Annotated in this window: 29 protein-coding genes and 2 pseudogenes; 14 read left to right on the top strand and 17 right to left on the bottom strand. The window is 75.5% G+C overall.

All coding sequences use genetic code 11. From position 1 onward, the window contains the following. The first annotated feature begins 60 nt into the window (after nucleotides 1–60). The 6 genes and pseudogenes from KCH_RS08825 (at nucleotide 61) to KCH_RS08800 (ending at nucleotide 2,792) form a co-directional block, all read left to right on the top strand. The gene (locus tag KCH_RS08825) at nucleotides 61–624 is read left to right on the top strand and encodes a hypothetical protein (protein WP_051652901.1); all 564 of its coding nucleotides are present in this window, start codon (nucleotides 61–63) and stop codon (nucleotides 622–624) included. A 271-nt stretch (nucleotides 625–895) separates the two neighbouring features. Then, entirely contained in the window at nucleotides 896–1,384 is a 489-nt protein-coding gene (locus KCH_RS08820) for a sigma-70 family RNA polymerase sigma factor (RefSeq protein ID WP_244305627.1), read from the top strand. Next, nucleotides 1,381–1,512, top strand: a pseudogene (locus KCH_RS47120) (hypothetical protein); the annotation flags it as partial. The gene KCH_RS08820 and the pseudogene KCH_RS47120, both read left to right, overlap by 4 nt. 221 nt (nucleotides 1,513–1,733) lie before the next feature. Then, nucleotides 1,734–2,171 carry a hypothetical protein gene (locus KCH_RS44220; protein ID WP_051652900.1) on the top strand — a complete coding sequence of 146 codons (438 nt, stop codon included), beginning with the start codon at nucleotides 1,734–1,736 and terminating at the stop codon, nucleotides 2,169–2,171. Between the two features lie 113 nt (nucleotides 2,172–2,284). Then, entirely contained in the window at nucleotides 2,285–2,473 is a 189-nt protein-coding gene (locus KCH_RS08805; RefSeq protein WP_035861023.1) for a hypothetical protein, read from the top strand. A gap of 73 nt (nucleotides 2,474–2,546) precedes the next feature. Beyond that, the gene (locus tag KCH_RS08800; protein WP_035861021.1) at nucleotides 2,547–2,792 is read left to right on the top strand and encodes a DUF1876 domain-containing protein; all 246 of its coding nucleotides are present in this window, start codon (nucleotides 2,547–2,549) and stop codon (nucleotides 2,790–2,792) included. Between the two features lie 12 nt (nucleotides 2,793–2,804). Here KCH_RS08800 and KCH_RS08795 read toward each other — a convergent pair whose 3' ends face one another. Next, a complete protein-coding gene (locus tag KCH_RS08795; protein ID WP_035861018.1) occupies nucleotides 2,805–4,010 on the bottom strand; it encodes an NAD(P)/FAD-dependent oxidoreductase in 1,206 nt (401 codons plus the stop codon). A 291-nt stretch (nucleotides 4,011–4,301) separates the two neighbouring features. On the opposite strand from KCH_RS08795, the gene KCH_RS08790 reads away from it, so the two are divergent. Beyond that, complete coding sequence (locus KCH_RS08790) at nucleotides 4,302–5,027, top strand: VOC family protein (protein ID WP_244305246.1); 726 nt, start codon at nucleotides 4,302–4,304, stop codon at nucleotides 5,025–5,027. A 28-nt stretch (nucleotides 5,028–5,055) separates the two neighbouring features. On the opposite strand, the gene KCH_RS08785 is transcribed toward KCH_RS08790, so the two are convergent. From KCH_RS08785 to KCH_RS08775, 3 genes are all read right to left on the bottom strand, one after another. Further along, nucleotides 5,056–5,646, bottom strand: a complete 591-nt coding sequence (locus KCH_RS08785; protein WP_051652899.1) for a DUF2470 domain-containing protein — start codon at nucleotides 5,644–5,646, stop codon at nucleotides 5,056–5,058. Continuing rightward, the gene (locus tag KCH_RS08780) at nucleotides 5,580–5,813 is read right to left on the bottom strand and encodes a hypothetical protein (protein WP_035861016.1); all 234 of its coding nucleotides are present in this window, start codon (nucleotides 5,811–5,813) and stop codon (nucleotides 5,580–5,582) included. The genes KCH_RS08785 and KCH_RS08780 overlap by 67 nt, the downstream gene beginning before the upstream one ends. Nucleotides 5,814–5,889: 76 nt before the next feature. Next, nucleotides 5,890–6,516: a TetR/AcrR family transcriptional regulator gene (locus KCH_RS08775; protein WP_035861014.1), complete on the bottom strand. Its 627-nt coding sequence runs from the start codon at nucleotides 6,514–6,516 to the stop codon at nucleotides 5,890–5,892. Between the two features lie 177 nt (nucleotides 6,517–6,693). On the opposite strand from KCH_RS08775, the gene KCH_RS08770 reads away from it, so the two are divergent. The 3 genes and pseudogenes from KCH_RS08770 to KCH_RS08760 all read left to right on the top strand — a co-directional run bounded on the left by KCH_RS08770 (nucleotide 6,694) and on the right by KCH_RS08760 (nucleotide 9,222). After that, complete coding sequence (locus KCH_RS08770) at nucleotides 6,694–7,449, top strand: SDR family oxidoreductase (protein WP_035861011.1); 756 nt, start codon at nucleotides 6,694–6,696, stop codon at nucleotides 7,447–7,449. After that, nucleotides 7,446–8,257 (top strand): annotated as a pseudogene (locus tag KCH_RS08765) (SDR family NAD(P)-dependent oxidoreductase). The gene KCH_RS08770 and the pseudogene KCH_RS08765 overlap by 4 nt, the downstream one beginning before the upstream one ends. Then, complete coding sequence (locus KCH_RS08760) at nucleotides 8,254–9,222, top strand: NADPH:quinone oxidoreductase family protein (protein ID WP_035861009.1); 969 nt, start codon at nucleotides 8,254–8,256, stop codon at nucleotides 9,220–9,222. Before KCH_RS08765 ends, KCH_RS08760 begins: the two are co-directional and overlap by 4 nt. A gap of 212 nt (nucleotides 9,223–9,434) precedes the next feature. On the opposite strand, the gene KCH_RS08755 is transcribed toward KCH_RS08760, so the two are convergent. From KCH_RS08755 to KCH_RS37095, 5 genes are all read right to left on the bottom strand, one after another. Then, nucleotides 9,435–10,646, bottom strand: a complete 1,212-nt coding sequence (locus KCH_RS08755) for an acyl-CoA dehydrogenase family protein (protein ID WP_035861006.1) — start codon at nucleotides 10,644–10,646, stop codon at nucleotides 9,435–9,437. Between the two features lie 3 nt (nucleotides 10,647–10,649). Continuing rightward, entirely contained in the window at nucleotides 10,650–11,669 is a 1,020-nt protein-coding gene (locus KCH_RS08750; RefSeq protein ID WP_035861003.1) for a phosphotransferase family protein, read from the bottom strand. Nucleotides 11,670–11,799: 130 nt separating this feature from the next. Beyond that, on the bottom strand, nucleotides 11,800–13,251 hold the full coding sequence (locus tag KCH_RS08745; protein ID WP_035861001.1) for a catalase: 1,452 nt from the start codon (nucleotides 13,249–13,251) through the stop codon (nucleotides 11,800–11,802). A 135-nt stretch (nucleotides 13,252–13,386) separates the two neighbouring features. Further along, entirely contained in the window at nucleotides 13,387–13,842 is a 456-nt protein-coding gene (locus KCH_RS08740; protein ID WP_244305244.1) for a DUF6529 family protein, read from the bottom strand. A gap of 87 nt (nucleotides 13,843–13,929) precedes the next feature. After that, nucleotides 13,930–14,784, bottom strand: a complete 855-nt coding sequence (locus KCH_RS37095; protein WP_051652897.1) for a COG4315 family predicted lipoprotein — start codon at nucleotides 14,782–14,784, stop codon at nucleotides 13,930–13,932. A 236-nt stretch (nucleotides 14,785–15,020) separates the two neighbouring features. On the opposite strand from KCH_RS37095, the gene KCH_RS08730 reads away from it, so the two are divergent. After that, nucleotides 15,021–15,986, top strand: a complete 966-nt coding sequence (locus tag KCH_RS08730; RefSeq protein ID WP_035860998.1) for a daunorubicin resistance protein DrrA family ABC transporter ATP-binding protein — start codon at nucleotides 15,021–15,023, stop codon at nucleotides 15,984–15,986. Next, complete coding sequence (locus KCH_RS08725; RefSeq protein ID WP_035860996.1) at nucleotides 15,983–16,795, top strand: ABC transporter permease; 813 nt, start codon at nucleotides 15,983–15,985, stop codon at nucleotides 16,793–16,795. Before KCH_RS08730 ends, KCH_RS08725 begins: the two co-directional genes overlap by 4 nt. Before the next feature lie 16 nt (nucleotides 16,796–16,811). Here the strand turns inward: KCH_RS08725 and KCH_RS08720 are convergent, their stop codons facing one another. Both KCH_RS08720 and KCH_RS08715 read right to left on the bottom strand, forming a co-directional pair. Beyond that, complete coding sequence (locus KCH_RS08720; protein ID WP_063750131.1) at nucleotides 16,812–17,102, bottom strand: hypothetical protein; 291 nt, start codon at nucleotides 17,100–17,102, stop codon at nucleotides 16,812–16,814. 44 nt (nucleotides 17,103–17,146) lie between these two features. Next, the gene (locus tag KCH_RS08715; RefSeq protein ID WP_157031953.1) at nucleotides 17,147–17,617 is read right to left on the bottom strand and encodes an NUDIX hydrolase; all 471 of its coding nucleotides are present in this window, start codon (nucleotides 17,615–17,617) and stop codon (nucleotides 17,147–17,149) included. A gap of 161 nt (nucleotides 17,618–17,778) precedes the next feature. On the opposite strand from KCH_RS08715, the gene KCH_RS08710 reads away from it, so the two are divergent. Further along, the gene (locus KCH_RS08710; RefSeq protein ID WP_035860993.1) at nucleotides 17,779–19,104 is read left to right on the top strand and encodes a cytochrome P450; all 1,326 of its coding nucleotides are present in this window, start codon (nucleotides 17,779–17,781) and stop codon (nucleotides 19,102–19,104) included. Here the strand turns inward: KCH_RS08710 and KCH_RS08705 are convergent. The 3 genes from KCH_RS08705 to KCH_RS08695 are packed head-to-tail and all read right to left on the bottom strand — an operon-like array spanning nucleotide 19,085 to nucleotide 21,705. After that, nucleotides 19,085–20,113: an NAD(P)/FAD-dependent oxidoreductase gene (locus KCH_RS08705; protein ID WP_035860990.1), complete on the bottom strand. Its 1,029-nt coding sequence runs from the start codon at nucleotides 20,111–20,113 to the stop codon at nucleotides 19,085–19,087. The two genes, KCH_RS08710 and KCH_RS08705, sit on opposite strands and share 20 nt — an antisense overlap. Further along, on the bottom strand, nucleotides 20,110–20,628 hold the full coding sequence (locus KCH_RS08700) for an isoprenylcysteine carboxyl methyltransferase family protein (protein WP_035860974.1): 519 nt from the start codon (nucleotides 20,626–20,628) through the stop codon (nucleotides 20,110–20,112). The genes KCH_RS08705 and KCH_RS08700 overlap by 4 nt, the downstream gene beginning before the upstream one ends. Before the next feature lie 6 nt (nucleotides 20,629–20,634). Then, a complete protein-coding gene (locus tag KCH_RS08695) occupies nucleotides 20,635–21,705 on the bottom strand; it encodes a type III polyketide synthase (RefSeq protein ID WP_035860971.1) in 1,071 nt (356 codons plus the stop codon). A 136-nt stretch (nucleotides 21,706–21,841) separates the two neighbouring features. Between KCH_RS08695 and KCH_RS08690 the strand changes: the two genes are divergently transcribed. Next, nucleotides 21,842–22,660, top strand: a complete 819-nt coding sequence (locus KCH_RS08690) for a UbiA family prenyltransferase (RefSeq protein ID WP_208865935.1) — start codon at nucleotides 21,842–21,844, stop codon at nucleotides 22,658–22,660. Here the strand turns inward: KCH_RS08690 and KCH_RS45935 are convergent. The 3 genes from KCH_RS45935 to KCH_RS08680 form a co-directional block, all read right to left on the bottom strand. Further along, a complete protein-coding gene (locus tag KCH_RS45935; protein WP_279635847.1) occupies nucleotides 22,657–22,788 on the bottom strand; it encodes a hypothetical protein in 132 nt (43 codons plus the stop codon). The two genes, KCH_RS08690 and KCH_RS45935, sit on opposite strands and share 4 nt — an antisense overlap. An 11-nt stretch (nucleotides 22,789–22,799) precedes the next feature. Continuing rightward, complete coding sequence (locus KCH_RS08685) at nucleotides 22,800–23,933, bottom strand: serine hydrolase domain-containing protein (protein WP_244305242.1); 1,134 nt, start codon at nucleotides 23,931–23,933, stop codon at nucleotides 22,800–22,802. Nucleotides 23,934–24,118: 185 nt separating this feature from the next. Next, nucleotides 24,119–24,859 (bottom strand): SDR family NAD(P)-dependent oxidoreductase, encoded by a 741-nt coding sequence (locus KCH_RS08680; protein WP_035860965.1) that lies wholly within the window; start codon nucleotides 24,857–24,859, stop codon nucleotides 24,119–24,121. Nucleotides 24,860–24,894: the final 35 nt, after the last annotated feature.

Here is a 24,894-nt window from a genome sequence, read left to right as displayed (position 1 = left end):
CCCGGGCCCGGCAACCCGGCGGCCCGGCCGACCGCACCCTCCCCGACGGGAGCAACCCCCATGACCACCACCGGCAGAACGACCCCCGGCGGCCACCGCGCCACCCTGTTCGCCGCCGGCGCCCTCGCCGCCGCCGCGCTGATCGCCGGCTGCGGCAGCACCGGCGGCGGCAGCTCGTCCTCGGCGCACACCGGCGGCCAGGCCCAGGCCGTGCTGATGACCGAGCACAACGCCACCCTCGGCACCCTGGTCACCGACGGGCAGGGCTTCACCCTGTACCGCTTCGACCAGGACACCAACAACCCGTCGGCGACGCACTGCACCGGCTCCTGCGCCACCCTGTGGCCGCCCGAACTCACCACCGGCAGCGGCGCGCCCGCGCTCAAGGGCATCGACGGCAAGCTGGTCGGCACCGTCACCCGGCCCGACGGCAGCCACCAAGTCACCCTGAACGGCTGGCCGTTGTACCGCTACAGCCCCGACACCAAGCCGGGCCAGACCAACGGCCAGGGCGTGGACGGCACCTGGTTCGCCGCCACCCCGACCGGCGACAAGGCGATGCCCGGCAGTACCGCCCCGTCCTCGCCGAGCACGCCGCCGGCGATGTCCGGCGGCGGGTACTGAACGACCGCCGGCGAACGGTCCGGACGATGGCGGCCGAAGGAGTGCGGCGCGGGCGCCCGCGCCGCACCCCCGTCACGGTTATCGACACGAGCCGAGCCGGACTTGAGAGCCCGCGCCCGCCCCGCGCCCCCGGCGGCTGCCACCGATCGACCCGCGACGGCGCCCGCGCGAGGATGGCGCCGTGGCCGACCACCCCCGCCCCACCGGTCACGACGACGCCGCCGGACCCGCCCCCGGGCGCACCGCCGGCCCCGACGCCGAGGACCGGCTGATGCGCGCCCTGTACCGGGAGCACGCCCGGCCGCTGTACGGCATGGTGCTGCACCTGGTCGGCGGCGACCGGCAGCGCGCCGAGGACGTCGTCCAGGAGACCCTGGTCCGCGCCTGGCGGCACCTCGACCGGCTCGACACCGACCACCGCGACCTGCGGCCCTGGCTGGCCACCGTCGCCCGGCGGATCGTCATCGACGGCCGGCGCGGGCAGCGGGCCCGGCCCCGGGAAGTCCCCGACGGCGAACTGGAACGGTTCCCCGCCGAGGACGAACTCGACCGCGTGCTGCGGCTGATGACCCTCACCGACGCGCTCGGCTCGCTCTCCGAGGCGCACCGCCGCGCGATCACCGAGACCTACCTGCGCGGCCGCACCGCCGCCGAGGCCGCCACCGTCCTCGGCGTCCCGCCCGGCACCGTCCGGTCCCGGCTCTACTACGCCCTGCGAGCCCTCCGGCTCGCCCTGGAGGAACGGGGAGTGACACCATGACCACCCCCCACGACGGCCCGCCCGACCGGGGCCCGCACGCGGACGACCCGCACCGCGACCTCGCCGCCCACCTGCTCGGCGTCCTCGAACCCGAGCAGGACGCCCGGTTCGCCGCCCACCTCGCCCACTGCCCGCGCTGCACCGCCGAGGCCGCCCAGCTCGGCCCCGTCGCCGCGCTGCTCGCCGAACTCGCCCCGGCCGCAAGCCCGGAGAGCACCGCACCGGAGCACACCGCACCGGAGCACACCGCACTGGAGAGCACGGCGCCGGAGACCGCGAGCGCCCCGACCCCGACCCCGGCCCCGCCCCGGAGCCGTCGCCCGAGCTGTTCGGCCGGCTGGCCGGCCAGGTGGTCGCCGAGCGGCGGCGCGCCCGGGTGCGCCGACTGGTGCTGGCGGCCGTCGCGGCGATCATCGCGCTGGGCGGTCCCGCGGTCACCTGGGCGCTCACCGAGGGAAGCCAAGTGGCCTCGGTGGCCCAGCAGTTCAGTGCCACGGACCCGGCCACCGGGGTGTCCGCCACGGTCGGCGTCGACCCGGCGGCCTGGGGCAGCCGGGTCACCCTGGACCTCGGCCACGTCCGGGGCCCGCAGAGCTGCACGCTGGTCGCCGTCGGCATGGACGGCGCGCAGCAGACCGTCACCAGCTGGACCGTCCCCGCCACCGGCTACGACGGCGGCACCGAGCTGCGCACCGGTGGCGGCACCGGGCTGGCCTCGTCGGCGATCGCCCGCTTCGAAGTGCGCTCCGGCGACGCGGTGCTGGTCGTCGTGCCGGTGCAGCGCTGAGCGTTCCGGCGGCGGGCCGCTCGCATGACCGGAGCGGCCCGGCGGCGCACACTGGGGTTGAGGAGGCCACGCGAACCCGGGCGGCCGCCCGTCGCGGGCGCGTGGACACCGACATGCACCCGATTCCCCTGCTCTGCCCGCGCTGCGGCGAGCCGCAGACGGTCGTCCACAGCGACGACCCGCACCACCCGATCCGGGTGCTGCACACCGAGACCGGCCGCGAGGAATGCGACCTGGCCCCCGACGGGACCCCGCCGGCCGGCCGGCCGGAGAGCCGGACGCCGACGGGCGAGACACCCTGAACACTCCGAACCGGAGGCGCCCCGAGCCCCGGGACGCCCCGAACACCCCGCTCGCACCCGGGAGGTGGCGGTCATGAGGACGCTGGTCGGATGGCACGTCGAGATGGAGTTCGAGGAGGACGGCGACCGCACCAGGGCCGCCGCGATGGTCCGCCTCGCCGACGGGACGGAGTTGCGCGCGCACGGCTACTCCACCCGTCACCACGCCGACCGCCCGCAGCTGCGGGTCGGCGAGGAGGTCGCCGGGGCGCGCGCCCTGAACGACCTCGCCATGCAACTGCTCACCAAGGCCCACCAGGAGGTCCGGCAGCCCGGCTGAGCCGACGGCCCGTCAGATCGCGGTCAGCGGCACCGCCGGGTCCGCGAGGCGCTCCGGGTCCACGGCCCGCCCGGAGCGCACCAGTTCACGGATCGGGTCGGTCACGTCCCAGACGTTGACGTTCATGCCGGCGAGCACCTTGCCGCCGGACAGCCAGAACGCGATGAACTCCCGCCCGGCGACGTCGCCGCGGAACACCACCCGGTCGTAGCCGCCGGGCTCCGCGTAGCCGGTGTACTCCATGCCCAGGTCGTACTGGTCGGTGAAGAAGTACGGCACCCGGTCGTACACGGCGTCCTTGCCGAGCATCGCGGCCGCAGCGACGGCGGGCTGGTTGAGCGCGTTCGCCCAGTGCTCGACCCGAATCGGCTTCCCGAACAGCGGGTGGAAAGCGTTTGCCACGTCCCCCGCCGCGTAGATGTCGGGGTGCGAGGTCGCCAGGTGCTGGTCGGTGCGGACGCCGTTGTCGACGGTCAGCCCGGCCTGCTCGGCGAGCGCCGTGTTCGGGCTGATGCCGACGCCGACCAGCAGCACGTCGGCGGGCACCGTGCTGCCGTCGCCCAGCCGCACCCCGTCCGCCCGCAGCTCCTCGACCCGGACGCCGAAGCGCAGGTCCACGCCGTGCGCGCGGTGCAGGTCGGCGAAGACCTGGGCGACCTCCCGGCCGAGGACGCGCAGCAGCGGCAGTTCGGCGGCCTCCAGCACGGTGACCTCCGCCCCGGCGGTGCGGGCCGCGGCCGCCGCCTCCAGGCCGATCCAGCCCGCGCCGACGATCACCACCCGGGCGCCCGGCCGGAACGCGGCCCGCAGCCGCTCGCTGTCGCCGACCCTCCGCAGCGTCTGCACGAAGTCCCCGTCGCCGCCCGGCACCGGCAGCAGGCGCGGCGAGGAGCCGGTGGCCAGCAGCAGCTTGGCGAACGGCAGCCGCTCGCCGCCCTCCAGCGCGACGGTGTGCCCGGCCGGGTCGATCGCGGTGACCGCCGTGCCCAGCCGCAGGGTCACGTCGTGCTCCCGGTACCAGTCGGCGGGATGGACGTAGATCTTCTCCCGCTCCTCCTTGCCCAGCAGGTACCCCTTGGAGAGCGGCGGCCGCTCGTACGGCCGTTCGTTCTCGTCGCCGACCAGGGTGACCGGCCCCCGGTAGCCCTCCGCGCGCAGCGCCTCGGCCGCCTTCGCCCCGGCCAGGCTCGCCCCGACGATCACGATTCCGGTGTCCATGCCCAATTCCTTTCCGCCGTCCGGCTCTCTCCCGGTCTCCCCGACGATGGCACCGCCACGCCTCCGAACGGGGGACCCGCGCCGGTCACGGAGGAGTGGGATTGGGCTGCTCGGCGCGGGGAAGCCGCTTCCCGACGGGCGGGGATCCGCCCGCGAGGCGGAGCACGATCCGGCCGGGACCCCGTCCTAGGCTGGGAGCGGTCCGGCCGCGGCGGCCGGCGCGGCGGCGAAGGGAGCCCGACCGATGGTGGTGGAGCGGACGGCCACGGTGCGCTGTGTGCCCGCGGTGCCGTGCTGGCGGGCCTGACGGTCCGTGACCTGGATGTCGCCCAGCAGTTCTACGGGCCGCTGCTGGGCTGGGAGTTCGTGCCCGGCCCGGACCGCTGGGGCCCGTACCTGCGGGCCACCGTCGACGGCGTCGAGGTCGCCGGGCTCAGCCAGTTGAAGGGCGACTGGGAGCGCCCGGTCGCCTGGACCACCTACTTCGGAATCGAGAGCGCCGACCGGGCCGCCGACGGCGTCCGCGAGCGCGGCGGCACCCTCGCGGTCGGGCCGCTGGCCTTCGACGCGGGCCGGGTGGCGCTGGCCGCCGACCCGTTCGGCGCGACCTTCGGCATCTGGGAGGGCGAACCCGGCGACGACACCTGGATGAGCGCGCCCGGCGCGCCCGCCTGGATCGAACTGCGCACCGCCGACCCGTTCGCCGCCGCCCTGTTCTACGGCGAGGTGTTCCGCTGGGACGGCCGCGACCCGGAGAAGTTCGAGGTCCGCTACGAGCACGAGCGCGTGGTGCTGCGCTCCGAGGGCCGCAGCGTGGCCGCGCTCCGGCCGGCCCACGACCTCGCCCCGCACTGGGAGGTGTTCTTCTCCGCCGCCGACGTGGACGACACCGCCCGGCGGGCCGTCGCCCTCGGCGGGCGCGTCCTGGACGGTCCGGCGGACGGCCCGTACGGCCGGGTGGCCCGCCTCGCGGACCCGGAGGGCGGCCGCTTCTCCGTGCTCGGGCCGGGGCGTTGAGCCGCCGCGCCACGTCGGGGCGGCGCGCTCAAGGGAGTTGACGCACCGGCGGGAGGGTGTGGGCGAACAGCCGATGCATGGCCTCCGGGAGCTCGTCCGGGTGGCCGACGGGGCGGTGGAAGTCGAAGCGGACGTCGAGCGGGGCGGCGGGGTCGGCGCCGAGCAGCCGCAGGCGCAGGCCGCGGCGGTCGAGGGCGACCGGGCGGACCTCGCGGAGCTGGCGCGGCCCCGGGCCGTCGGGCCGGTCGCCGAGAGCGCGGGCGCCGAGCAGCAGGAGCTGGTCGGCGTGCGCGGCGGCCAGGTGCTGGAGCATCCCGGCCTCGTCGGCGGCGACCGGGTCGGGCTCGGCGGCGGCGAGTGCGGCCGGGTCGACGCAGCACTCGGAGCCCCACAGGTCGTCCAGCGCCAGGTGGTCGAGGTCCAGCCGCAGCAGCACGCCCTCGGCGGCGCTCTCGCCGGGGGAGCGGGTGAGCCTGCCCCGGGCGCGGAGCCGGCCGCGGACGCGGTGCGGCACGGCGACGGGGGCGACGTCCACGCAGTCGAGTTCGGCGGTCAGCGGGGTGCGGGCGAGCGCGGTGATCCGGTGCAGGGCGGACTCGCGGCCGACCCGGACGGCCACCGAGCCGTCCGCCCGCAGGGTGCAGCGGACCAGCGGGGCAGGCCGGGGCGGGCGGTGAGGTCGGCGCCGGAGACGTCCAGGACGGCGGAGGAGGCGAACTCCAGCAGGGTGCGGGCGCGTTCGGCGGCGGTGGGGGCGGACGGGCGGCGGGCGGGCCGGTGCAGCACAGGGAGCCTCCTCGATCTTGCTCAGGTAAGGCTAACCTAAGGCAATCGGAAGGCGGTCGTCCAGTGCGCCGCTCGCTCAGCCCTCGATCGCGGCGGCCGGCGCGCCGAGCATCCGCAGCACCAACTGGCCGTAGCGGCGGCCCAGTTCCTCCGGCGACTCGCTGCTGCGCTCGGTGTACCAGCGGGACACGTCGATGCCGAGCGAGGTGACGGCGCGGGCCGCGGTGCGCTGGTCGGGCACCTGGAAAGCGCCTTCCGCCACCCCGTGCGCGATGATCCGCAGCACCGTCTCCTCGATCCGGATGCGCAGCTCCGCGACGGCCGCGAAATCCTCCTCCGGCAGCGCGTGCAGCTCGTGGTTGACGATCCGTCCGACCGTGTGGCCGCGGGCGTGCCAGGTGGTGAAGGACTCGGCCAGGGCGCGCATCTGCGCCACCGGGTCGGTGGAGGAGGCCTCGGCCCGCTCCACCAGGTCCAGGGTCGCCCGGTGGCCGGTGCGGGAGATCTCGGCGAGCAGCGCCGCCTTGGACGGGTAGTGGATGTACAGCGCGGCGGGGCTCATGCCGGCGGCGGTGGCGATGTCCCGGGTGGTGGTGGCGTGGTAGCCCCGGCGGGCGAAGGAGTCCACGGCGGCCAGCAGCAGTCGCCGCGCTGCCTCGGTCCGCTCCCCGGGCCACAGTGCGGCGGTTGCTGGGTCGGTCATGGGGCAATCCTCGCAGATGGGTCGGGCCGGTCCGGGCGGCGCCGGGCGGCCCGGCTGTTGACAGTGTCGCCCGTCGCCAAGATGCTAAGCAAGCGCTTAGTCAAGCTGCCGGCCCCCGTCGGCGGCACCGGCGCGAGGCAGCGGAACCATCCGGCAGCACATCCGAGAGGTACGGCGATGACAGTGTCGTTCAAGGGCAAGGTGGCGGTGGTCACCGGAGCGAGCCGCGGCATCGGCCTCGGCATCGCGCGCGAACTGGTGCAGCGCGGCGCCAAGGTCTGCATCACCGCCCGCACCCAGCAGGCCCTGGACGAGGCGGTGCAGGAACTCGGCGGTCCCGACCACGCGATGGCGGTGGCCGGCAAGTCCGACGACGCCGCGCACCAGGAGGAGACCGTCGCCCGCGTGCTGGAGGCCCACGGCCGCCTCGACCTGCTGGTCAACAACACCGGCATCAACCCGGTCTACGGCCCGATCCTGGACACCGACCCGGCCGCCGCCGCCAAGATCTTCGCCGTCAACGTGCTCGCCCCGCTGGCCTGGACCCGCCGCGCGCACGCCGCCTGGATGGCCGAGCACGGCGGCGCCGTGGTCAACGTCGCCTCCATCGCGGGCATCCGCTCCTCCAACGGCATCGGCATGTACGGCGTGTCCAAGGCCGCGCTGATCCGCCTCACCATGGAACTCGCCTCCGAACTCGGCCCCGACATCCGGGTCAACGCCGTCGCCCCCGGCGTGGTCAAGACCCGCTTCGCCGAAGCCCTGTTCGAGGGCCGCGAGGAGAAGGTCGCCCGCGCCTACCCGCTCGGCCGCCTCGGCCTGCCCGAGGACGTGGCCGGCGCGGTCGCCTTCCTGCTCTCCGAGGACGCCGGCTGGATCACCGGCCAGACCCTGGTGGTGGACGGCGGCGTCACCCTCGGCGGCGGACTGTGACCGGCCCTCAAGAACCCTCTGCCGCAAGCGGGTTCGCCGGTGTCGGGGCGGTCGTCACCGGCGCCGGCCACGGCATCGGCGCGGCCCTCGCCCGGGCGCTGACCGAGGCCGGCGCCCGGGTGGTGGTCAACGACCTCGACCCGGACGCCGCGCACGCCGTCGCCGCCGAACTCGGCGCGCACGCCGCCCCGGCGACGCCGCGAGCGCCGAGGGCGTCGCCGCGCTGATCGACGCCGCCCGCGCCCACCTCGGCGCCGTCGACCTGTACTGCGCCAACGCGGGCGTCGCCACCACCGGCGGCCCGGACGCCTCGCCCGCCGCCTGGGAACAGGCCTGGCAGGTCAACGTGCTCGGCCACGTCCGGGCCTCCCGACTGCTGCTCCCCGACTGGCTGGAGCGCGGCCGCGGCCGCTTCCTCGCCACCGTCTCCGCCGCGGGGCTGCTCACCATGCTCGGCTCCGCCCCGTACGCCGTCACCAAGCACGGCGCGCTGGCGTACGCCGAGTGGCTGTCCGCCACGTACCGGCACCGCGGCGTCCAGGTGCACGCGCTGTGCCCGCAGGGCGTGCGGACGCGGATGCTGGACGGCACCGGCGAGCACGGGCAGGTGCTGCTCGCACCGACCGCGATCGAGCCCGCCGCGTGCGCCGAGGCCGCCCTGCGGGGCATGGCGGCGGGCGAGTTCCTGATCCTGCCGCACCCCGAGGTGGCCGAGTACTACGCGGCGCGTGCCACCGCCCCCGACCGCTGGCTGCACGGCATGAACCGGCTCCAGCAGCAGATCGAGGCCCGACAGGAGACCCGATGAGAGCCTGGCAGATCGCCGAACTCGGCGCCCCGCTGCACGTGATGAAGCTCGTCGAGGACGCCGACCGGCCCGTCCCCGGCGAGCGGCAGCTCCTCGTCCGGGTCCGGGCCGCGGCCGTCAACTTCCCGGACGCGCTGATGGCGGCCGGCCTGTACCAGGTCCGCCCGCCGCTGCCGTACACCCCCGGCGTGGAGCTCTGCGGCGAGCCGGCCGAAGGCCCGCGCGCCGGTGAACGCCTCATCGGCACCGCCGAGTTGCCCGCCGGGGCGTTCGCCGAGTACGCGCTGATGGACGCCGCCACCGCGCTCCCCGCCCCCGACGCCCTGGACGACGCCGAGGCGGCCGCGCTCCACATCGCCTACCAGACCGCCTGGTTCGCGCTGCACCGCCGCGCCCGGCTGGCTCCCGGCGAGACCCTGCTGGTGCACGCCGGGGCGGGCGGCGTCGGCAGCGCCGCCGTCCAACTCGGCAAGGCCGCCGGGGCGTTCGTGATCGCCGTGGTCGGCGGCGAGGAGAAGGCGGCCGCCGCCCGGCAGTTGGGCGCCGACCTGGTGGTCGACCGGACCTCCGAGGACTTCGTCGCCGCGGTGAAGGCCGCCACCGGCGGCCGCGGCGCCGACGTGGTCTTCGACCCGGTCGGCGGCAGCGCGTACACCGGCTCCACCAAGTGCATCGCCTTCGAGGGCCGCATCGTGGTGGTCGGCTTCGCCTCCGGCGACATCCCCGCGCCGCCGCTCGGCCACGCCCTGGTGAAGAACTACTCGGTGCTGGGCCTGCACTGGGGCCGGTACGTGGCCGAGGACCCGCAGGCCGTCCGCGACTGCCACGCCGCGCTGACCGCCCTCGCCGCCGCCGGGACGGTCCGCCCGCTGGTCTCCGAGCGCGTCCCGCTGGCCGGCGCCGCCGAGGCCGTCCACCGGGTGGTCACCGGCGCCACCACGGGCCGGATCGCCGTCCTGCCGTAGCGTCCGACCGCCCAGCAGGGGCGGCCCGTCCGACCGCCCCTGGGGCCCGTCTTCAAACCCCCGCCTGCCCCGCGGCGTCCGGCACGCACTCTCGCCGCACCGGGCGAAAGACCAACTACATCCAGTACGAGGCCTTCCACCCGGCACGCCGAGAGCACGCACCGGACGCCGCGGGCCTGCGACGCGGGTTTGAAGACGGGCCCTCGGCCGGTTCAGCGGTACTTCTTCAGCTCCCGCCGGGCCAGCGAGCGCTTGTGCACCTCGTCCGGCCCGTCCGCGAGCCGCAAGGTGCGGTTGCCGGCCCAGAGTTGGGCCAGGGCGGTGTCCTGGCTGACGCCGGCCGCGCCGTGCGCCTGGACGGCCTTGTCGAGGATCCACTCGACGGTGGACGGGACGGCGATCTTGATGGCCTGGATCTCGGTGTGCGCGCCCCGGTTGCCGACGGTGTCCATCAGCCACGCGGTCTTCAGCACCAGCAGCCGGGCCTGCTCGATCCGCACCCGGGCCTCGGCGATCCAGTCCTGCACCACGCCCTGGTCGGCCAGCGGACGCCCGAACGCCACCCGGGAGTTGACCCGGCGACAGGTCAGCTCCAGGGCCCGTTCGGCCATGCCGAGGGCGCGCATGCAGTGGTGGATCCGGCCCGGCCCGAGCCGGGCCTGCGCGATCGCGAACCCGGAGCCCTCCTCGCCGATCAGGTTCGCCGCCGGCACCCGGACGTCCTCGAACAGGATCTCGGCGTGCCCGCCGTGGTCGGCGTCCTCGTAGCCGAACACCCGCATGCCGCGCAGCACGCGGACGCCCGGGGTGTCGCGCGGCACCAGGATCATCGACTGCTGCCGGCGCACGTCCGCGTCCGGGTCGGTCTTGCCCATCACGATGAAGATCCGGCAGTCCGGGTTCATCGCCCCGGTGATGTACCACTTGCGACCGTTGACCACGTACTCGTCGCCGTCGCGCTCGATCCGGGTGGTGATGTTGGTGGCGTCGGAGGAGGCGACGTCCGGCTCGGTCATCGCGAAGGCCGAGCGGATGTCGCCGTCCAGCAGCGGGCGCAGCCACTGCTCGCGCTGCTCGGCGGAGCCGAACTGGGCGAGCAGCTCCATGTTGCCGGTGTCGGGGGCCGCGCAGTTGACCGCGGCGGGGGCCAACAGGACGGAGCGGCCGGTGAGTTCGGCCAGCGGCGCGTACTGGAGGTTGGTCAGGCCGGCGCCCAGCTCGCCGGGGAGGAAGAGGTTCCACAGGCCGCGGGCCTTCGCCGCCGCCCGCAACTCGCCGATCACCGGCGGGATGCGCCAGGGGTCGCGCCCCGGGTCGGCCAGCTGCTCGGCCAGCACCGGCTCCGCCGGGTAGACGAACTCGTCCATGAAGGAGCCGAGTTCGCCCAGCAGGTGGACGGTCCTGGCGTCGTGTCCGAAGTCCATTGCTCAGCCCTCCACCGACGTGCGTCCGAACTCCACGAACAGCGGCACCAGTTCGCCGACCCGGTCGAAGCCGGCGCCCAGCGTGCCGCCCCGGGTGTAGCGGAAGTGGATGCCCTCCAGCACCACCGCCAGCTTGAAGGAGGCGAATCCGACGTACCAGCCCAGCCCGGAGACGTCGCGGCCGGAGGATTCGGCGTAGCGGCGGACCAGTTCGGCGGTGTCGGGGAAGCCGGGGGCGAGCGCCGCGCCGGGCAGCACGCCGTCGAAGCGGCGGGCCAGTTCGGTGTACATCACCAGCAGGCCCAGGTCGGTGAGCGGGTCGCCGACGGTGGACATCTCCCAGTCGAGCACGGCGGTGATCCGGTCGTCCGGGCCGACCAGCACGTTGTCCAGCCGGTAGTCGCCGTGCACCAGGGCGGGGGCGGGGGAGTCCGGCAGGGTGTCCGCCAGCCGCCGGTGCAGCTCGTCGACGCCCGGCACCTCACGGCTCCGCGATGCCTCCAACTGCTTGCCCCAGCGCCGCAGTTGGCGCTCCAGGAAGCCATCGGGGCGGCCGAAGCCGGCCAGGCCCACCGCCTCCGGGTCGAGTGCGTGCAGGGCGACCAGGGTGTCCACCAGCCGGACGCCGAGGCCGTGCACGCGCTGTTCGCCGAGCGCGGCCAGCGTCTTGGCGTCCCGGTGGGCGACGCCCTCGACGTACTCCATCAGGTAGAACGGCGCGCCGATCACGGTCTCGTCCTCGACCAGCAGCACCGGCTCCGGGACGGGCACGGCGGTCGGGGCGAGCGCGCCCAGCACCCGGTACTCGCGGGCCATGTCGTGCGCGGTGGCCAGTACGTGCCCGAGCGGGGGCCGGCGCAGCACCCAGCGGGAGGCGGCGTCCTCGACCAGGTAGGTCAGGTTCGACCGGCCGCCCTCGAACCGGCGGGCCGCCAGCGGGCCGGCGGTGGGCGCGGGCAGGGCGGCGTCCAGGTGGGCGCGCAGCCTCTCCAGGTCGAGTCCGGGCGGAGCGGCGGTGGTCATCGGGGGCACCTCGCAGGGGAACGTGGGCTGACTAAGCGCTTGCTTAGGATTGCCCCGGGGGCCCGAGTTGTCAACGAGCGCCGCCCGCCCGGCGAGGTGCACCGGGCGGGCGGGCGGCGGAGGTGGCGGTTCAGCGGGCGACGGCGGCGGCGACCCGGTCGCCGAGGTTCCGGTCGACGTTGCGCCAGTACTGGAAGGCGCGTTCCAGCACCGGCGCGGACACGCCGTCCAGCAGGTGCCCGGCGATGTTGGCGACCAGCCGGTCCCGGGCCGCGTCGTCCAGCACCTTGCGGACCAGGGTGCCCGCCTGCCCCCAGTCGTCGTCCTCCCGGTGCAGCGGGTACGCCTCGCGGACCATCCTCCCGGCCACGTCCCACCCCAGCGGCCCGCCCCACAGTTCCGGGTCCGCGGCCGGCCCGCCGTACGAGTTCGGCGCGTACGGCCGGGCGGTGCGGGCCGCGTCGAACCGCATCGGACCGTCCTTGCTGTACGAGTGCACCGGCACGTGCGAGCGGTTCGGCGGCAGCTGGTTGTAGTTCGGACCGATCCGGTACCGGTGGGTGTCCGGGTAGGAGAAGATCCGGCCGAGCAGCATCTTGTCCGGCGAGACGCCGATGCCTGGCACCAGGTTGGACGGCTCGAACGCGGCCTGCTCGATGTGGACGAAGTGGTCCTCCGGGTTGCGGTTCAGGGTGAACCGGCCGACCTCGATCAGCGGGTAGTCGCCGTGCGGCCACACCTTGGTCAGGTCGAACGGGTTGAACCGGTAGTCCCACGCCTCGTCGAACGGCATCACCTGCACGTGCAGCGTCCAGGACGGGAAGTCGCCGCCCTCGATCGCCTCGAACAGGTCCCGCCGGTGCGCGTCGCCGTCCGCGCCGGCCAGCCGGTCCGCCTCCGCCTGGGTGAGGAAGTCGTTGCCCTGGTCCGTCCTGAAGTGGTACTTCACCCAGAACCGCTCCCCGGCCGCGTTCACCCAGCTGTAGGTGTGCGAGGAGAAGCCGTCCATGTGCCGCCAGTTCTTCGGGATGCCCCGGTCGCCCATCAGCCAGGTCACCTGGTGCGCGGACTCCGGGGAGAGCGTCCAGAAGTCCCACTGCATGTCGTGGTCGCGGACCGCGCTGTCCGGGCGGCGCTTCTGCGAGCGGATGAAGTCCTGGAACTTCATCGGGTCGCGGACGAAGAAGACCGGCGTGTTGTTGCCGACCAGGTCGTAGTTGCCCTGCTCGGTGTAGAACTTCAACGCGAAGCCGCGCGGGTCGCGCCAGGTGTCCGGCGAGCCCATCTCGCCCGCCACCGTGGAGAACCGGGCCAGCATGTCGCACCGCTTGCCCGGCTGGAACAGGTCCGCCCTGGTGAACCGGCTGACATCCTGCGTCACTTCGAAGGTGCCGTACGCGCCGCTGCCCTTCGCGTGCACCACCCGCTCCGGCACCCGCTCCCGGTTGAACTGGGCCATCTTCTCGATCAGGTAGTGGTCGTGCAGCAGGACCGGGCCGACCGGACCGGCCGTCAGCGAATGCTCGTCGCTCTCGACCGGGACACCCGCGTTGTTCGTGGTGAAGGGGACGTGCTGGGACATCGGGGGAACTCCTCCTCGGGCGCCCCGCCGGGCGCCGTGCCGCGCGGCGGCGAGGGTCGTCCGCCGCGACTGCCTACCACTCGAACACCGGCCCGGGCCGCCCACAACCGCAGCCGCCCGCCATCCGACGCGCAGTCAGAATCCCGGTGTCGAGTAGTCGTTCAGGAACCACAGCGCCGCCGTCCACCAGAGCAGCCCGACCGCGCAGAACAGCGCCCCGCCCGCCGCCGGCAACGCCCAGCCCGGCAGCCGCCCGTGCCGCACCAGCAGCACCTTCGCCGCGAACGCCCCGTACAGGAAGCACCCCGCCAGCGAGTGCACCGCCACCCGCGCATCGGTGAACCGCACCCCGTACGACAGCAGGCAGTGCTGGGCGATCGGCACCGACAGCACGAACGCCGCCGCCCCGCCCAGCCGGTGCGCCGTCCGCGCCTGCCGGACCTTCGCGCCGCCCCGGTACATCCACAGCGCCAGCAGCACCTGCACCAGCGCCAGGCCGAACAACGCCGAGCCGAGCTGCGACTTCAGCCGCAGCGCCTCCTCGCCGGCGGCAGCCCCGAACAGGCTGCGGCCCGGCTCGGGTGCGTGCACCCGCCCGAACCACAGCAGCCCCCGACGACCGCCAACGGCGCCAGCGCCGCCAGCACCGTCAACGCGGTCCCGCCCGCCCGCCGCACCTCAGCCGTCCTGCGTACCGTCGTCGCCGGTGGCGCCCCCCGCACCGGTGTCGGCGCCGGCCCCCGTGCCGTCGTCCACGCCGCTCCCGGAGGCGTCGGGCGGCTGCACCGCGGCCGGAGCGGACGGCGCAGCCGGGACGGAGGGCGGCGTCGGCACCGAGGGCACGGAGGGCGCCGTCCCGGCCGCCGACGGGGCGGTACCGCCCGCCGGGGCTCCGGCGCTCGGGTCGGCCGTCGCGCCCGGGCCCGCCGTCGCCGCGCCCGACGGCACGCCGGCGGCGGCGCCCGGGCCGTGCAGCGTCGAGATGTCCACCCCGACCGGGTCGCCCAGGGAGGTCACCGCGTAGAAGGTGCCCCCCTGCGGGTTCGCCACCGTGTGCCCGGCGGCCTCGCCCGGCCCGCGGTCGCCCGCGTAGCGGTACAGCGGGTGGCCCTTGTACAGCACCTGCGCCGTCCCGTCCGGGAGCGCCGCCGCGCCCAGCAGCCCGTCGTCCACGCCCGGACCGGCCAGCGGGAAGCCCGGCGTGGTCACCGGCGGCCAGGTCTTCGCACACTCGTCCAGGCAGCTGCCGTGCACCGAGGTGTCCGCGCCGAACAGGTACAGGCTGCGGCCCTGCGCGTCGACCAGGATCGGCCCGAGGCTCCCCACGCTGGCCAGCGACACCTGGGTGCCCACCGCGGTGGCGAAGGAGTTCGTCCCCGGCGAACCCGACGCCGAGGCCGGGGCCGAGGCCGGCCGCGCGGACTCGGCGGCCGGCGGGGCGCTCGGGCCGGGATCGGCGCCGCAGGCGGCGGAGAGGGCCGACAGGGCGGCCAGGGACAGCACTGCGGCGGCGACACGGCAGGTACGGGGCATCACGACTCCTGGCGACGGAGCGGCGGGGGGCGGGGCTCGGTCACCATCCAGCCCCGCCGTCCGCCGCCCGGCCACTCCAGAGCGGGCCCGGTCCGCACCAGGAGGTACCCCATTGCCCTGGACGGCCCACCGCCGGAGCCGACGGACCGTCAGCTCCACTGCCCGGGCGGCGGCGATTCGCGCCCCGCCCCGACGGGCGGACACTGGAGAGGTACGACTCGCCCGAGGGGGCGCCCATGACCACCCGGCACAGCACCGCACCCGCGATCCGGGTCCGGGGGCTCGGCAAACGGTTCAAGGACCTCGTCGCGCTCGACGACGTCGACTTCGAAGTCCCGCCCGGCAGCGTGTTCGGACTGCTCGGCCCGAACGGGGCGGGCAAGACCACCGCCATCCGGATCCTCACCACCATCATCCCGCCCACCGCCGGCCGGGCCGAAGTGCTCGGCACCGACGTGGTCGCCCACCCGGGCACGGTGCGCCGGCTGATCGGCCTGGCCGGCCAGTACGCCGCCGTCGACCCGAACCTGACGGCCCGTGAGAACCTCCGGCTGATCGGCCGGCTCACCCAGGTCCCCCGCCACCGCAGGTCCCCGCGCGCCGCCGACCTGCTCGCCCGGTTCGACCTCACGCAGGCCGCCGACCGGCCCGTCCGGACCTTCTCCGGCGGCATGCGCCGCCGGCTCGACGTGGCCGCCGCCCTCGTCCCCGAACCGCCCGTGCTCTTCCTCGACGAGCCCACCACCGGACTCGACCCGCAGAGCCGCACCGCCCTGTGGGAACTGATCCGCGAACTCGTCGCCGACGGCACCACCGTCCTGCTCACCACCCAGTACCTGGAGGAGGCCGACCGGCTCGCCCAGCGGATCGCCGTCCTCGCCGAGGGCCGGGTGGTCGCCGACGACACCCCGCACGCCCTCAAGGCCCGCCTCGGCACCACCGTGCTGGAACTCGGCATGGGCGAGGACCCGCGCGCCGTCCGCGCCGCCGCCCTGCTCACCGACCGCCTGGCGCAGACCCCCGAACGCGAGGGCGCGCTGCTGCGCCTGCCCAGCCCGGACGGGTCGCTGCTGCTGATGGACGTCCTGCACGCGCTGGAGTCCGAACGCCTCACCCCGCGCACCATCGCCGTCCGCGAATCCAGCCTGGACGACGTCTACCTCGCCCTCACCGGCCACCGCACCACCGGAGGCCCGACATGACCGCCGCCACCGCCCTCGCCCCCGCGCCCGGCCTGTCCGAACGCGTGCTGGCCCCCGTCCGGGACGGCCTGGCCGTCTGCTGGCGCAACCTGATCGCGCTGCGCCGGGTGCCCCGGCTGCTGATCTTCTCCACGGTGCAGCCGATCGTGTTCGTGCTGCTGTTCCGCTACGTGTTCGGCGGGGTGGTCGGCGCGGTCCTGCACGGCGTGAGCTACGTCGACTACCTGATGCCCGGCGTGTTCGTGCAGGTGGTCACCTTCGGCGCGGTCAACACCGCGATCGGCCTGGCCACCGACCTGCAGACCGGCCTGATGGAGCGCTTCCGGTCGCTGCCGATGGCCCGCTCCGCGGTGCTGTCCGGGCGGACCACCGCCGACCTGGCCCGGAACGTGTTCGTGGTGGCGCTGATCAGCGGCGTCGGCTTCCTGGTCGGCTTCCGGGTGCACAGCGACGTCTGGGGGTTCCTCGCCGGGGCGCTGCTGGTGCTGGCCTTCGGCTTCGCGATGTCCTGGGTGTTCGCCGTGGTCGGGCTGGCCGTCGGCGACCCGGAGACCGCGACCGCCGCCGCCTTCCCGGTGCTGGCGCCGCTGGTGTTCGCGTCCTCCGCGTTCGTCCCGACCTCGACCATGCCGGGCTGGCTCCAGGTGTTCGCCAACCACCAGCCGGTCACCATCACCGCCGGCGCCGTCCGGGCGCTGATGCTGGGCACCCCGGTCGGCTCCCAGGTCTGGCAGGCCCTCGCCTGGGACGTCGGCATCGTCGCGGCGTTCGCGCCGCTCGGCGTCTGGCTCTACCGCAAGGCCGTCTGACCGCCCGGCCGGGTGCTCAGGAGGCCGCTTCGGGCTGCTCGGGCTGGTCGGGTCCTGGCTGATCGGCCCCTGGCTGGTCGGGCTGGGACCACACGGTGCGGTCGCCGCCGCGCCACGCCACCAGGTCGGGATCGTCCAGGTCCGGGTCGTCCACGCCCGCGCGGCGGATGAACTCCGCCACGTCCTGCGGCGCGGTCGCCCGCCCCACCGTCCGCCCGTAGATCTCCACCCGCCGGTACGGCCGCGCCCCGCGGGTCGGCGGGCGGACCACGACCGGCGGGTGGAATATGTCTCCGGACTCGCTCATACCCCCAGTGTCGCGCGCCCCGGACGGACCGGCATCGGTGCTGGTCAGCGCGGTGGCGGCGGGGTGTGCGCGGCCGGTCGCGGAGCGTGCGGCGGGGTGCCCGCGGCGGCGTCGGCGAGCAGGCGGCACAGCACCTCCCGGCCGTCCGGGACCAGCGGGCGGTAGCGGTCCGTCAGCAGCTCGGCGGGCGGGACGAAGGCGCACCAGTCCACCTCGCCCGGGCCCGGCGCCGGCGGGCGGTCCGTCAGCAGGCGGCGCACCACCAGCGGGCCGTCCGTCGAGCGGTCGCCCCGGGGGCGGGCGCCGTCCGCCAGCAGGTCGTAGTGGCCGGGGTGGGCGGGCGCCGAGGCGGCGCGCCGGTACAGCAGCACCCGCCCGGCCGGGTCGACGTGCACCGTCGCGGTGCGGCGGCGGCGGACGGCGTCGCCGAGGGCGGTGGCGGTGCGGTCGGCACCGGTGCCGGGGGGTTCGGCGGTGCGGGCATCCGTCGGTGCGGGAGTGGAGGTCACAGGCATCCCGTCTGTTGCTGGACCGGAACCGGACGGAACCGGGCCGGAGGCGAGAGCCGCGCCTGACGCATCATCACCACCCGGATGCGGCACGATTGTTGCACATCGTGGCCGAGTGGTGACGTATCGTGTCCGCCATCCGCGTTCCGTCACCGAATCGAGGGCCCGTGCACCCCGCCACCGCCCCCGGCGGCCTGCCGCTGCTGGGTCACCTGCCGGCCATGGTCACCCGGCCGCTGGCCTTCCTCGACACGCTGCCCGCGCTCGGCGACCCGGTCCGCGTCCGGGTCGGCCCGCGCGACCTGTACATCGTCAGCACACCGGAGTCGATCCACCGGGTCCTCACCGAGCGCGCCGACTACGACCGCAGCGGGCCGCTCTACGCCAAGATCCGCACCTTCCTCGGCAACGGCCTCGCCACCTGCCCGCACGCCGACCACCGCCGGCTCCGCCGGATCGTCCAACCCGCCTTCCAGCGCGCCCTGTTGCCGCGCTACGCGGAGGCGATGACGGCCGAGACCGCCGCCCTCACCGCCCGCTGGCGCCCCGGCCGGACCGTCGACATCACCCACGAGGCGTTCACCCTCACCACCGCCGTCGCCGTCCGCACCCTGTTCTCGGCCGGACTGACCCCCGGCGCCGCCGAACGGCTGCGCCACGCCCTCGACGTGCTGCTGCGCGGCCTCTACCTGCGGGTCGTGCTGCCCGCCGCCGACTTGCTGCCGACGCCCTCCCGCTTCGAGTACCGGCGGGCGCTGCGCAGTTGGCACGCCGGGGTGGCCGGCATCGTCGCCGACTACCGGGCCCGCGGCGTCGACCACGGCGACGTGCTGTCCCTGCTGCTCGCCGCCCGCGACGAGGACGGCCGGCCGCTGGACGAGCGCGAACTCGCCGACCAGGTGGCGACCTTGGTGCTGGCCGGGGCCGAGACCACCTCCTCCGCGCTGGCCTGGGCGCTCCGGCTGGTCGCCGAACACCCGGAGGTGGAGCGGAAGTTGCACGCCGAGGTGGACGCCGGCCCGGCCGACCGGCCGGCCCGCTGGGAGGACCTCGGCCAACTCCCGTACGCCGGCCAGGTGGTGAACGAGACGCTGCGGCTCTACCCGCCCGCCTGGGCGATCAGCCGCACCACCGCCCGCCCGGTCGAACTCGGCGGCGCCCGGCTGCCCGCCGGCGCGCTGGTGGTCTGCTGCCTCTACCTGCTCCAGCGCCGCCCCGACCTGTTCCCCGACCCGACCCGCTTCGACCCCGACCGCTTCGCCCCCGGCGCCGTCCAGCGGGACGCCTACCTGCCGTTCGGCCTCGGCGCCACCCGCTGCCTCGGCGACCGCTTCGGCGCCGTCGAGGCCACCCTCGCCCTCGCCACCGTCGCCGGCCGCTGGCGGCTGCGCCCGGTGTCCGACGGTGCGGTCCGCCCGGTGCCCCGGCTGGTGCTGTCGCCCGGCCCGCAGCCGGTGCGGCTGACGGCGCGGGTCAGCGCGCCAGCAGGTTGACGGCGGCCCGGAACAGCGGCGGGGCGGTGGCGGCCAGCGGCACGATCCGGGGGCCGAGCAGCGGGTGGTGACGGGCGCTCAGCAGGGCCGTGGTGAGCAGCCGGTAGGGCCGGGTGGCGCGCCGCCAGGCGCGTTCGTACGCGGCGGGGCGGCCGGTGGTGAGGCAGTGGACGGCGGCTTCGGCGGAGGCCAGGGCGATGGCGATCCCCTCGCCGGTCAGGGCGTCCAGGTAGCCTGCGGCGTCGCCGACCAGCAGCACCCGTCCGTGCACCCGGGCCCCCGCGTGCTGCCGCAACGGTCCCGCGCCCCGGACCGGGCCGGCCTGCGCGCCGCCCAGTCGCGCCAACAGGGCCGGGAACTGCTCCAGTTGGCGGTCGAACGGCAGCCGCTGCGACCCGAGCACCGCCACCCCGACCGTCTCCCCGGACACCGGCGTGACGTACGCCTCCGCGTGCTGCGACCAGTACACCTCCACCAGGTCGCTCCACGGCCGCACCGCGAAGTGCCGCCGCTGCCCGTACCGGGCCGGCGGGCCGGCGCGGGTGGGCAGGTGCAGCCCGAGCGCGTGCCGGACGGGGGAGTGCAGGCCGTCGGCCGCAACGACGTGACGGGCCGTCAGCTCGCCGACGTGAACCGCGAGTTCGTCGGTGCCGAGGTGCTCCGCCCGGCCCGTCGCGCGCTGCACTCCCAGCTGCTCGGCGCGGGCGGCCAGGGCGGCGTGCAGGACGGTGCGGCGCACGCCCAGGCCGTGGCCGGTGCGGAACCGGGCCTCGGCGGAACGCGGACCGGTGGCCTCCAGGTAGCGGATGCCGTGGAACGGACGGCCCTCGGCGCTGACCCCGAGGCGGGCCAACGCCCGTACCGCGCCCGGCATCAGGCCCTCGCCGCAGGCCTTGTCGACCGGCGTCGGGCGGGGCTCCAGGACGGTGGTGGACAGGCCCGCCCGGGCGGCGTGGATCGCGGTGGCCAGCCCGGCCGGGCCGCCGCCGATCACCAGCAGGTCGATCACGCGGCGGCCCGGCAGAGGGTCAGCGCGGCGTCCTCGCAGCGCAGCCGGGTGGCCAGCCAGACGGCGTTGAGCACGGTGAACCCGAGCGCCGTCACCCAGGCCGTGTGCACCAGGGGCAGCGCGACGCCCTCCGCCACCACCGCGCAGTAGTTGGGGTGCCGCAGCCAGCGGTACGGCCCGGCGGTGACCAGCGGCAGGCCCGGCACCACGATCACCCGGATGTTCCAGCGCGACCCGAGCGTGCCGATGCACCACCAGCGCAGCGCCTGCGCGGCGAGCACCAGCGCCAGCATCGACCAGCCCAGCGCGGGCACGAACGGCCGCTCCGCCCAGCGGACTTCGAGCAGGCAGCCGAGCAGCAGCGCCGTGTGCAGGGCCACCATCGGCGGATAGTGCCGCCGCCCGTACTCCACCCCGCCCAGCGCCAGGCTCCAGGCGGCGTTCCGGCGGGCGACCAGCAGTTCCGCCAGTCGCTCGACGACGACCAGGGCGATCAGCAGAGTGTATGCAGTCATCGTCAACTACCACCGCATCAGGACGAGTTCGGAGGCGAAACCGGGCCCGAGCGCCAGCATCAGCCCGAACGAGCCGGGCGGCGGCGGGCCTTGGGCAATCACGTCGCGCAGAATGTGCAGCACCGAGGCCGAGGACAGGTTGCCGCAGCGCGCCAGCGACTCCCGGCTCGGCGCCAACACGGCCTCGGACAGGCCGAGTTCCTCGCCGAGCACGTCCAGCACCCGGGGCCCGCCCGGGTGGCAGACCCAGGTGTCGACGTCACCCGGCTTCAGGTCGTGCGCTGCGAGGAACGAGGACACCTCCTCGCCGACGTGCAGCCGTACCAGCTCCGGCAGTTCGGGCCCCAGCAGGATGCCGAACCCGGAATCGCCGACCTCCCAGCCGAGCAGCCGCTCCGTGCCCGGATACAGCCGGCTCCTGGTCGCCACCACCACCGGACCGCCACCCGCCGGGGCGCCGCTCCGCGGGACCTCGTCGCCGACCGCGAGCAGCGCGCCCGCGCCGTCGCCGAAGAGCGCCGTGGCCAGCAGGTTGGCCGGCGAGGTGTCCGCCCGCTGGAGGGTCAGCGAGCACAACTCGGTGGCCAGCAGCAGCGCCACGCCGTCCGGACGGCCCGTCAGCAGCGCGTCCACCACGGCCAGTCCGCCCGCGCCGCCCGCGCACCCCAGGCCGAACAGCGGCACCCGCCGGACGTCCTCGCGCAGGCCGAGGCGGGCGGCGACGCGCGCCTCCAGCGAGGGCACCGAGATGCCGGTGACGGTGGTGGACACCACCAGGTCGACCTGCTCGGCGGCCAGCCCGGCCGTGTCCAGCGCCGACTCGGCGGCCCGGCAGGCGAGTTCGGAAGCGCCCTCCAGCCAGGCGTCATTGGCCCGGCCGAACCCGGCGAACTCCTCGAACCGCTCCAGCGGGAACGCCAGATGCCGGAACTCCACCCCCGCGCTCGCGAAGAACCGCTCCGACAGGGCCCGTTCGTCACCCGCCCCACCGCGCAACGCCGCCACCCCACCGGCCAACTCGCTCTGCCGGTACCGATGGGGCGGAAGGACCCCGCACACTGCCGCGATCCGCGTCACCGGGCCAGGATAGGGAGCCGACCGTCCCGAACCCGGGCAATCCCCGCACACCGGGCGCGTCCAGGCCGGTGACACACCGTCAGGAAGGCGCGGTGAATGCGTCGCTGCGGAGCCGGCGGCGGCTAGCGTGACCGGGGTGAGCGGCGCGGCGGCGGTACCCCGGGGGCGGCGGATCGGTGGCCTGGTGCGGGCCTGTCACCCGGTGCCCGCCGCCGCCGTCACCGGCCTGGCCGCGGCGATGGCGATCGGCGCCGGACGCGGGCCCGCCGGGACGCTGCTCACCACCGGCGCCGTCGCGGCCGGGCAGCTGTCGATCGGCTGGAGCAACGACCTGATCGACCGGCAGCGAGACGCCGCCGCCGGGCGCACCGACAAGCCGCTCGCGCTCGACGACGTGACGGCCCCTCGGGTCCGGGCCGCCACCGGCTGGGCGGTCGCCGCCTGCGTCCTGCTGTCCGCGGCCTGCGGGACGGCGGCGGCGACCGTGCACCTGGCGGCCGTGGCCACCGGCTGGGCGTACAACCTCCGGCTGAAGGCCGGCCCGTGGTCCTGGCTCCCGTACGCGGCGGCGTTCGCCCTCCTCCCCGCCTTCGTCACCCTCGCCCTGCCGGGGCGGCCGTGGCCCGCCGCCACCGTCCTCGGCGCGGGCGCGCTGCTCGGCGTCGCCGCCCACTTCGCCAACGTCCTCCCGGACTTGACCGCGGACCGCGCCGCCGGCATCCGGGGCCTGCCGCAACGCCTCGGCCTCCGGGCCTCCGCCGCCCTCGCCGTCCTCGCCGCGACCGCCGCCGCCCTCCTGCTCGCCCCCGGCTGGCCCGTCCTCGCCGTCACCGCCCCGCCCGCCGCCGCCACCCTCCTCGCCCCCCGCGGCCGACTCCCCTTCCTGGCCGTCATCCTGGCCACGGCCGTCGCCCTGGGCCTCCTGCTGACCCACGGGGGCCTGCGCGGCGGTTAGGCCCGCTCGGGCCTCCGGGTCTCGACCGGCCGGTGCGGGGAGCTGGGCTCCGGCGCCTTCCTGGGCATGGAGCGGTGGACCGGGACGGCGAGCACCGCCATGGCGGCCCCGTACAGGAAGCTCTGCATGACGGATCGGATCAGGTGTTCGGGGCGCACAGTGCGGCGTCGACCAGGTCGTCCAGGTGGGCGCGGCTGGTGGGGGTGGTGAGTTGCTCGGTGACGGCGACGTTCGCGGCGCGGCCGTTCTCGGTGGCGCCGCCGCGCGTCTCGTAGCCGGGGAAGCTGCCGCCGTGCCCCCAGTACCGGCCGCCGCAGGAGAGCGGTCGGCTGACCAGGCCGAGACCGTAGCGGGCGCCGGGGCCGAAGGTGGCGTCGGCCGGGACGGTGCGGGCGCGCATCTGGGCGAGCTGGGGAGCGGGGAGGAGCCGGCCGGGGGTGAGCAGGGCCGCGAAGAAGGCGTCCAGGTCGGCGTTGGTGGACACCAGTTGGCCCGCCGCCCAGGCCCAGGAGGGGTCGAACCCGGTGACGTCCAGCAGTTCGGCGCCGTCCCGGTAGTAGCCGTGCGGGTGCGGGCCGCGGAGGGCGGTCTCGCCCGGGGCGGGCACGTAGGTGTGGCGCAGGCCCAGCCGCTGGACGATCCGCGCGTCCAGCTCGTGGGCGAGGTCGTGGCCGGTGACGCGTTCGATCAGCAGGCCCGCCAGCAGGTAGTTGGTGTTGCTGTACTGCCAGCCTTCGCCGGGCGGGAACGCCGCCGGGTGCCGGAGCGCGAGGTCGAGGAGCTCACCGGGCTCGAAGTGCCGGACCTCCTCGCCGAGATACTCGCTGTAGTTCGGCAGGCCCGAGGTCTGCTGGAGCAGTTGACGGACCGTGATGCGCCGCCCGTCGATGCCCTCCCCGCGGACCGTCCCGGGCAGGTAGTGGTCGATGTCGCGGTCCAGCCGGACCCGCCCCTCCGCGACCAGCTGGAGCACCACGACGGCGACGAAGGTCTTGGTGTTGCTGCCCACCCGGACCTCCCCGTCGACCGGCACCGGCGCCCCGTCCGCGAGGTCTCCGACTCCCGCGCCCGCACTGCTGGTTCGGCCGTGCCGGTCGCGGACGGTGGCCAGTGCGCCCGGAACGCCGAGCTCCGCCACCAGGGCGTCGAGGCGCTGCTGCACGGACGGCGACGGCGGGGCGGGAGCGGCGGTGGCCACGGTGGGCGCGGCGGCCGCGAGCAGCGCCAGGACGGTCGTCGCGGCGCAGGCGGTCATACGGGAGCGGCGGGGCATGGGCGGCGTCCTCCGGTGGGGGAACGTGACCGTTCCCGGGGCTACCAGACCATCACGGGCCCGCCCGGCGGGTCGTCCCCGCGCGGGACGAGCCCGGCCCCTGCTGCGGATGCAGTCCGGGGCCGGGCGGATGATTCCGGTGGGGTACGCCGACCCTGACGGAGCGTCAGGGTCGGCGTACGGCCTCAGGCGGAGAAGCCGCCGTCGACCGAGACCACCGCGCCGGTGACGTAGCGGCCGTCCGGGCTCGCCAAGTGGGCGACGGTGGCGGCGATCTCCGCCGGGTCGGCGTACCGGCCGAGCGCCGTCAGACCGGCGATCGCTTCGGCGTTCGGGCCGTCGGCGGGGTTGGCGTCCGTGTCGGTGGGGCCGGGATGGACCAGGTTGACGGTGATCCCGCGCGGGCCGAGCTCACGGGCCAGCCCCTTGGTGAGGCCGACCAGCGCGGTCTTGCTCATCGAGTACAGCGCGAGACCCGGGAACGGGGCCCGCTCCGCGATGTTGCTGCCGATGCTGATGATCCGCCCGCCGTCGGTCATGTGCCGGGCCGCGGCCTGCGCGAGCTGGAACGGGGCACGGACGTTGACGGCCAGCGTGGCGTCGATCTCGACCGGGCCGAGCTGCTCCAGCGGGCCGACCAGGAAGACCCCGGCATTGTTCACCAGGATGTCCAGCCGGCCCAGCACCTCGACGGTGCGAGCCACGGCGGCATCCAGCGCCACCGGTTCGGCACTGTCGGCCCGGACGGCCAACGCGCGGCGGCCCAGGCCCTCGATCCGCTCCACCACCTTCCGCGCGGGCGCCTCGCCCTCCCGGTACGTCAGCGCGACATCCGCGCCCTCCTCGGCCAGGCGGAGTGCGACGGCCGCACCGATACCCCGGCTGCCGCCGGTCACCAGGGCGACGTTTCCTTCAAGTCGGTTCATACGACCGATACTTGCCGACAGCCTCGTCCGGCGCT

This window comes from Kitasatospora cheerisanensis KCTC 2395, from assembly GCF_000696185.1.
Taxonomy (GTDB): Bacteria; Actinomycetota; Actinomycetes; order Streptomycetales; family Streptomycetaceae; genus Kitasatospora; species Kitasatospora cheerisanensis.
The sequence above is the reverse complement of the archived record's forward strand: the minus strand, read 5'-3'. Positions and strand labels throughout refer to the sequence as shown.

Excerpts from the sequence above, each read along its gene's own strand:
- KCH_RS08825 (WP_051652901.1), top strand. The coding sequence starts at position 61 with ATGACCACCACCGGCAGAACGACCCCCGGCGGCCACCGCGCCACCCTG.
- KCH_RS08820 (WP_244305627.1), top strand. The coding sequence starts at position 896 with ATGCGCGCCCTGTACCGGGAGCACGCCCGGCCGCTGTACGGCATGGTG.
- KCH_RS08805 (WP_035861023.1), top strand. The coding sequence starts at position 2,285 with ATGCACCCGATTCCCCTGCTCTGCCCGCGCTGCGGCGAGCCGCAGACG.
- KCH_RS08800 (WP_035861021.1), top strand. The coding sequence starts at position 2,547 with ATGAGGACGCTGGTCGGATGGCACGTCGAGATGGAGTTCGAGGAGGAC.
- KCH_RS08795 (WP_035861018.1), bottom strand. The coding sequence starts at position 4,010 with ATGGACACCGGAATCGTGATCGTCGGGGCGAGCCTGGCCGGGGCGAAG.
- KCH_RS08775 (WP_035861014.1), bottom strand. The coding sequence starts at position 6,516 with ATGACCGACCCAGCAACCGCCGCACTGTGGCCCGGGGAGCGGACCGAG.
- KCH_RS08770 (WP_035861011.1), top strand. The coding sequence starts at position 6,694 with ATGACAGTGTCGTTCAAGGGCAAGGTGGCGGTGGTCACCGGAGCGAGC.
- KCH_RS08760 (WP_035861009.1), top strand. The coding sequence starts at position 8,254 with ATGAGAGCCTGGCAGATCGCCGAACTCGGCGCCCCGCTGCACGTGATG.
- KCH_RS08755 (WP_035861006.1), bottom strand. The coding sequence starts at position 10,646 with ATGGACTTCGGACACGACGCCAGGACCGTCCACCTGCTGGGCGAACTC.
- KCH_RS08750 (WP_035861003.1), bottom strand. The coding sequence starts at position 11,669 with ATGACCACCGCCGCTCCGCCCGGACTCGACCTGGAGAGGCTGCGCGCC.
- KCH_RS08745 (WP_035861001.1), bottom strand. The coding sequence starts at position 13,251 with ATGTCCCAGCACGTCCCCTTCACCACGAACAACGCGGGTGTCCCGGTC.
- KCH_RS37095 (WP_051652897.1), bottom strand. The coding sequence starts at position 14,784 with ATGCCCCGTACCTGCCGTGTCGCCGCCGCAGTGCTGTCCCTGGCCGCC.
- KCH_RS08730 (WP_035860998.1), top strand. The coding sequence starts at position 15,021 with ATGACCACCCGGCACAGCACCGCACCCGCGATCCGGGTCCGGGGGCTC.
- KCH_RS08725 (WP_035860996.1), top strand. The coding sequence starts at position 15,983 with ATGACCGCCGCCACCGCCCTCGCCCCCGCGCCCGGCCTGTCCGAACGC.
- KCH_RS08720 (WP_063750131.1), bottom strand. The coding sequence starts at position 17,102 with ATGAGCGAGTCCGGAGACATATTCCACCCGCCGGTCGTGGTCCGCCCG.
- KCH_RS08715 (WP_157031953.1), bottom strand. The coding sequence starts at position 17,617 with ATGCCTGTGACCTCCACTCCCGCACCGACGGATGCCCGCACCGCCGAA.
- KCH_RS08700 (WP_035860974.1), bottom strand. The coding sequence starts at position 20,628 with ATGACTGCATACACTCTGCTGATCGCCCTGGTCGTCGTCGAGCGACTG.
- KCH_RS45935 (WP_279635847.1), bottom strand. The coding sequence starts at position 22,788 with ATGCAGAGCTTCCTGTACGGGGCCGCCATGGCGGTGCTCGCCGTCCCG.
- KCH_RS08685 (WP_244305242.1), bottom strand. The coding sequence starts at position 23,933 with ATGCCCCGCCGCTCCCGTATGACCGCCTGCGCCGCGACGACCGTCCTG.
- KCH_RS08680 (WP_035860965.1), bottom strand. The coding sequence starts at position 24,859 with ATGAACCGACTTGAAGGAAACGTCGCCCTGGTGACCGGCGGCAGCCGG.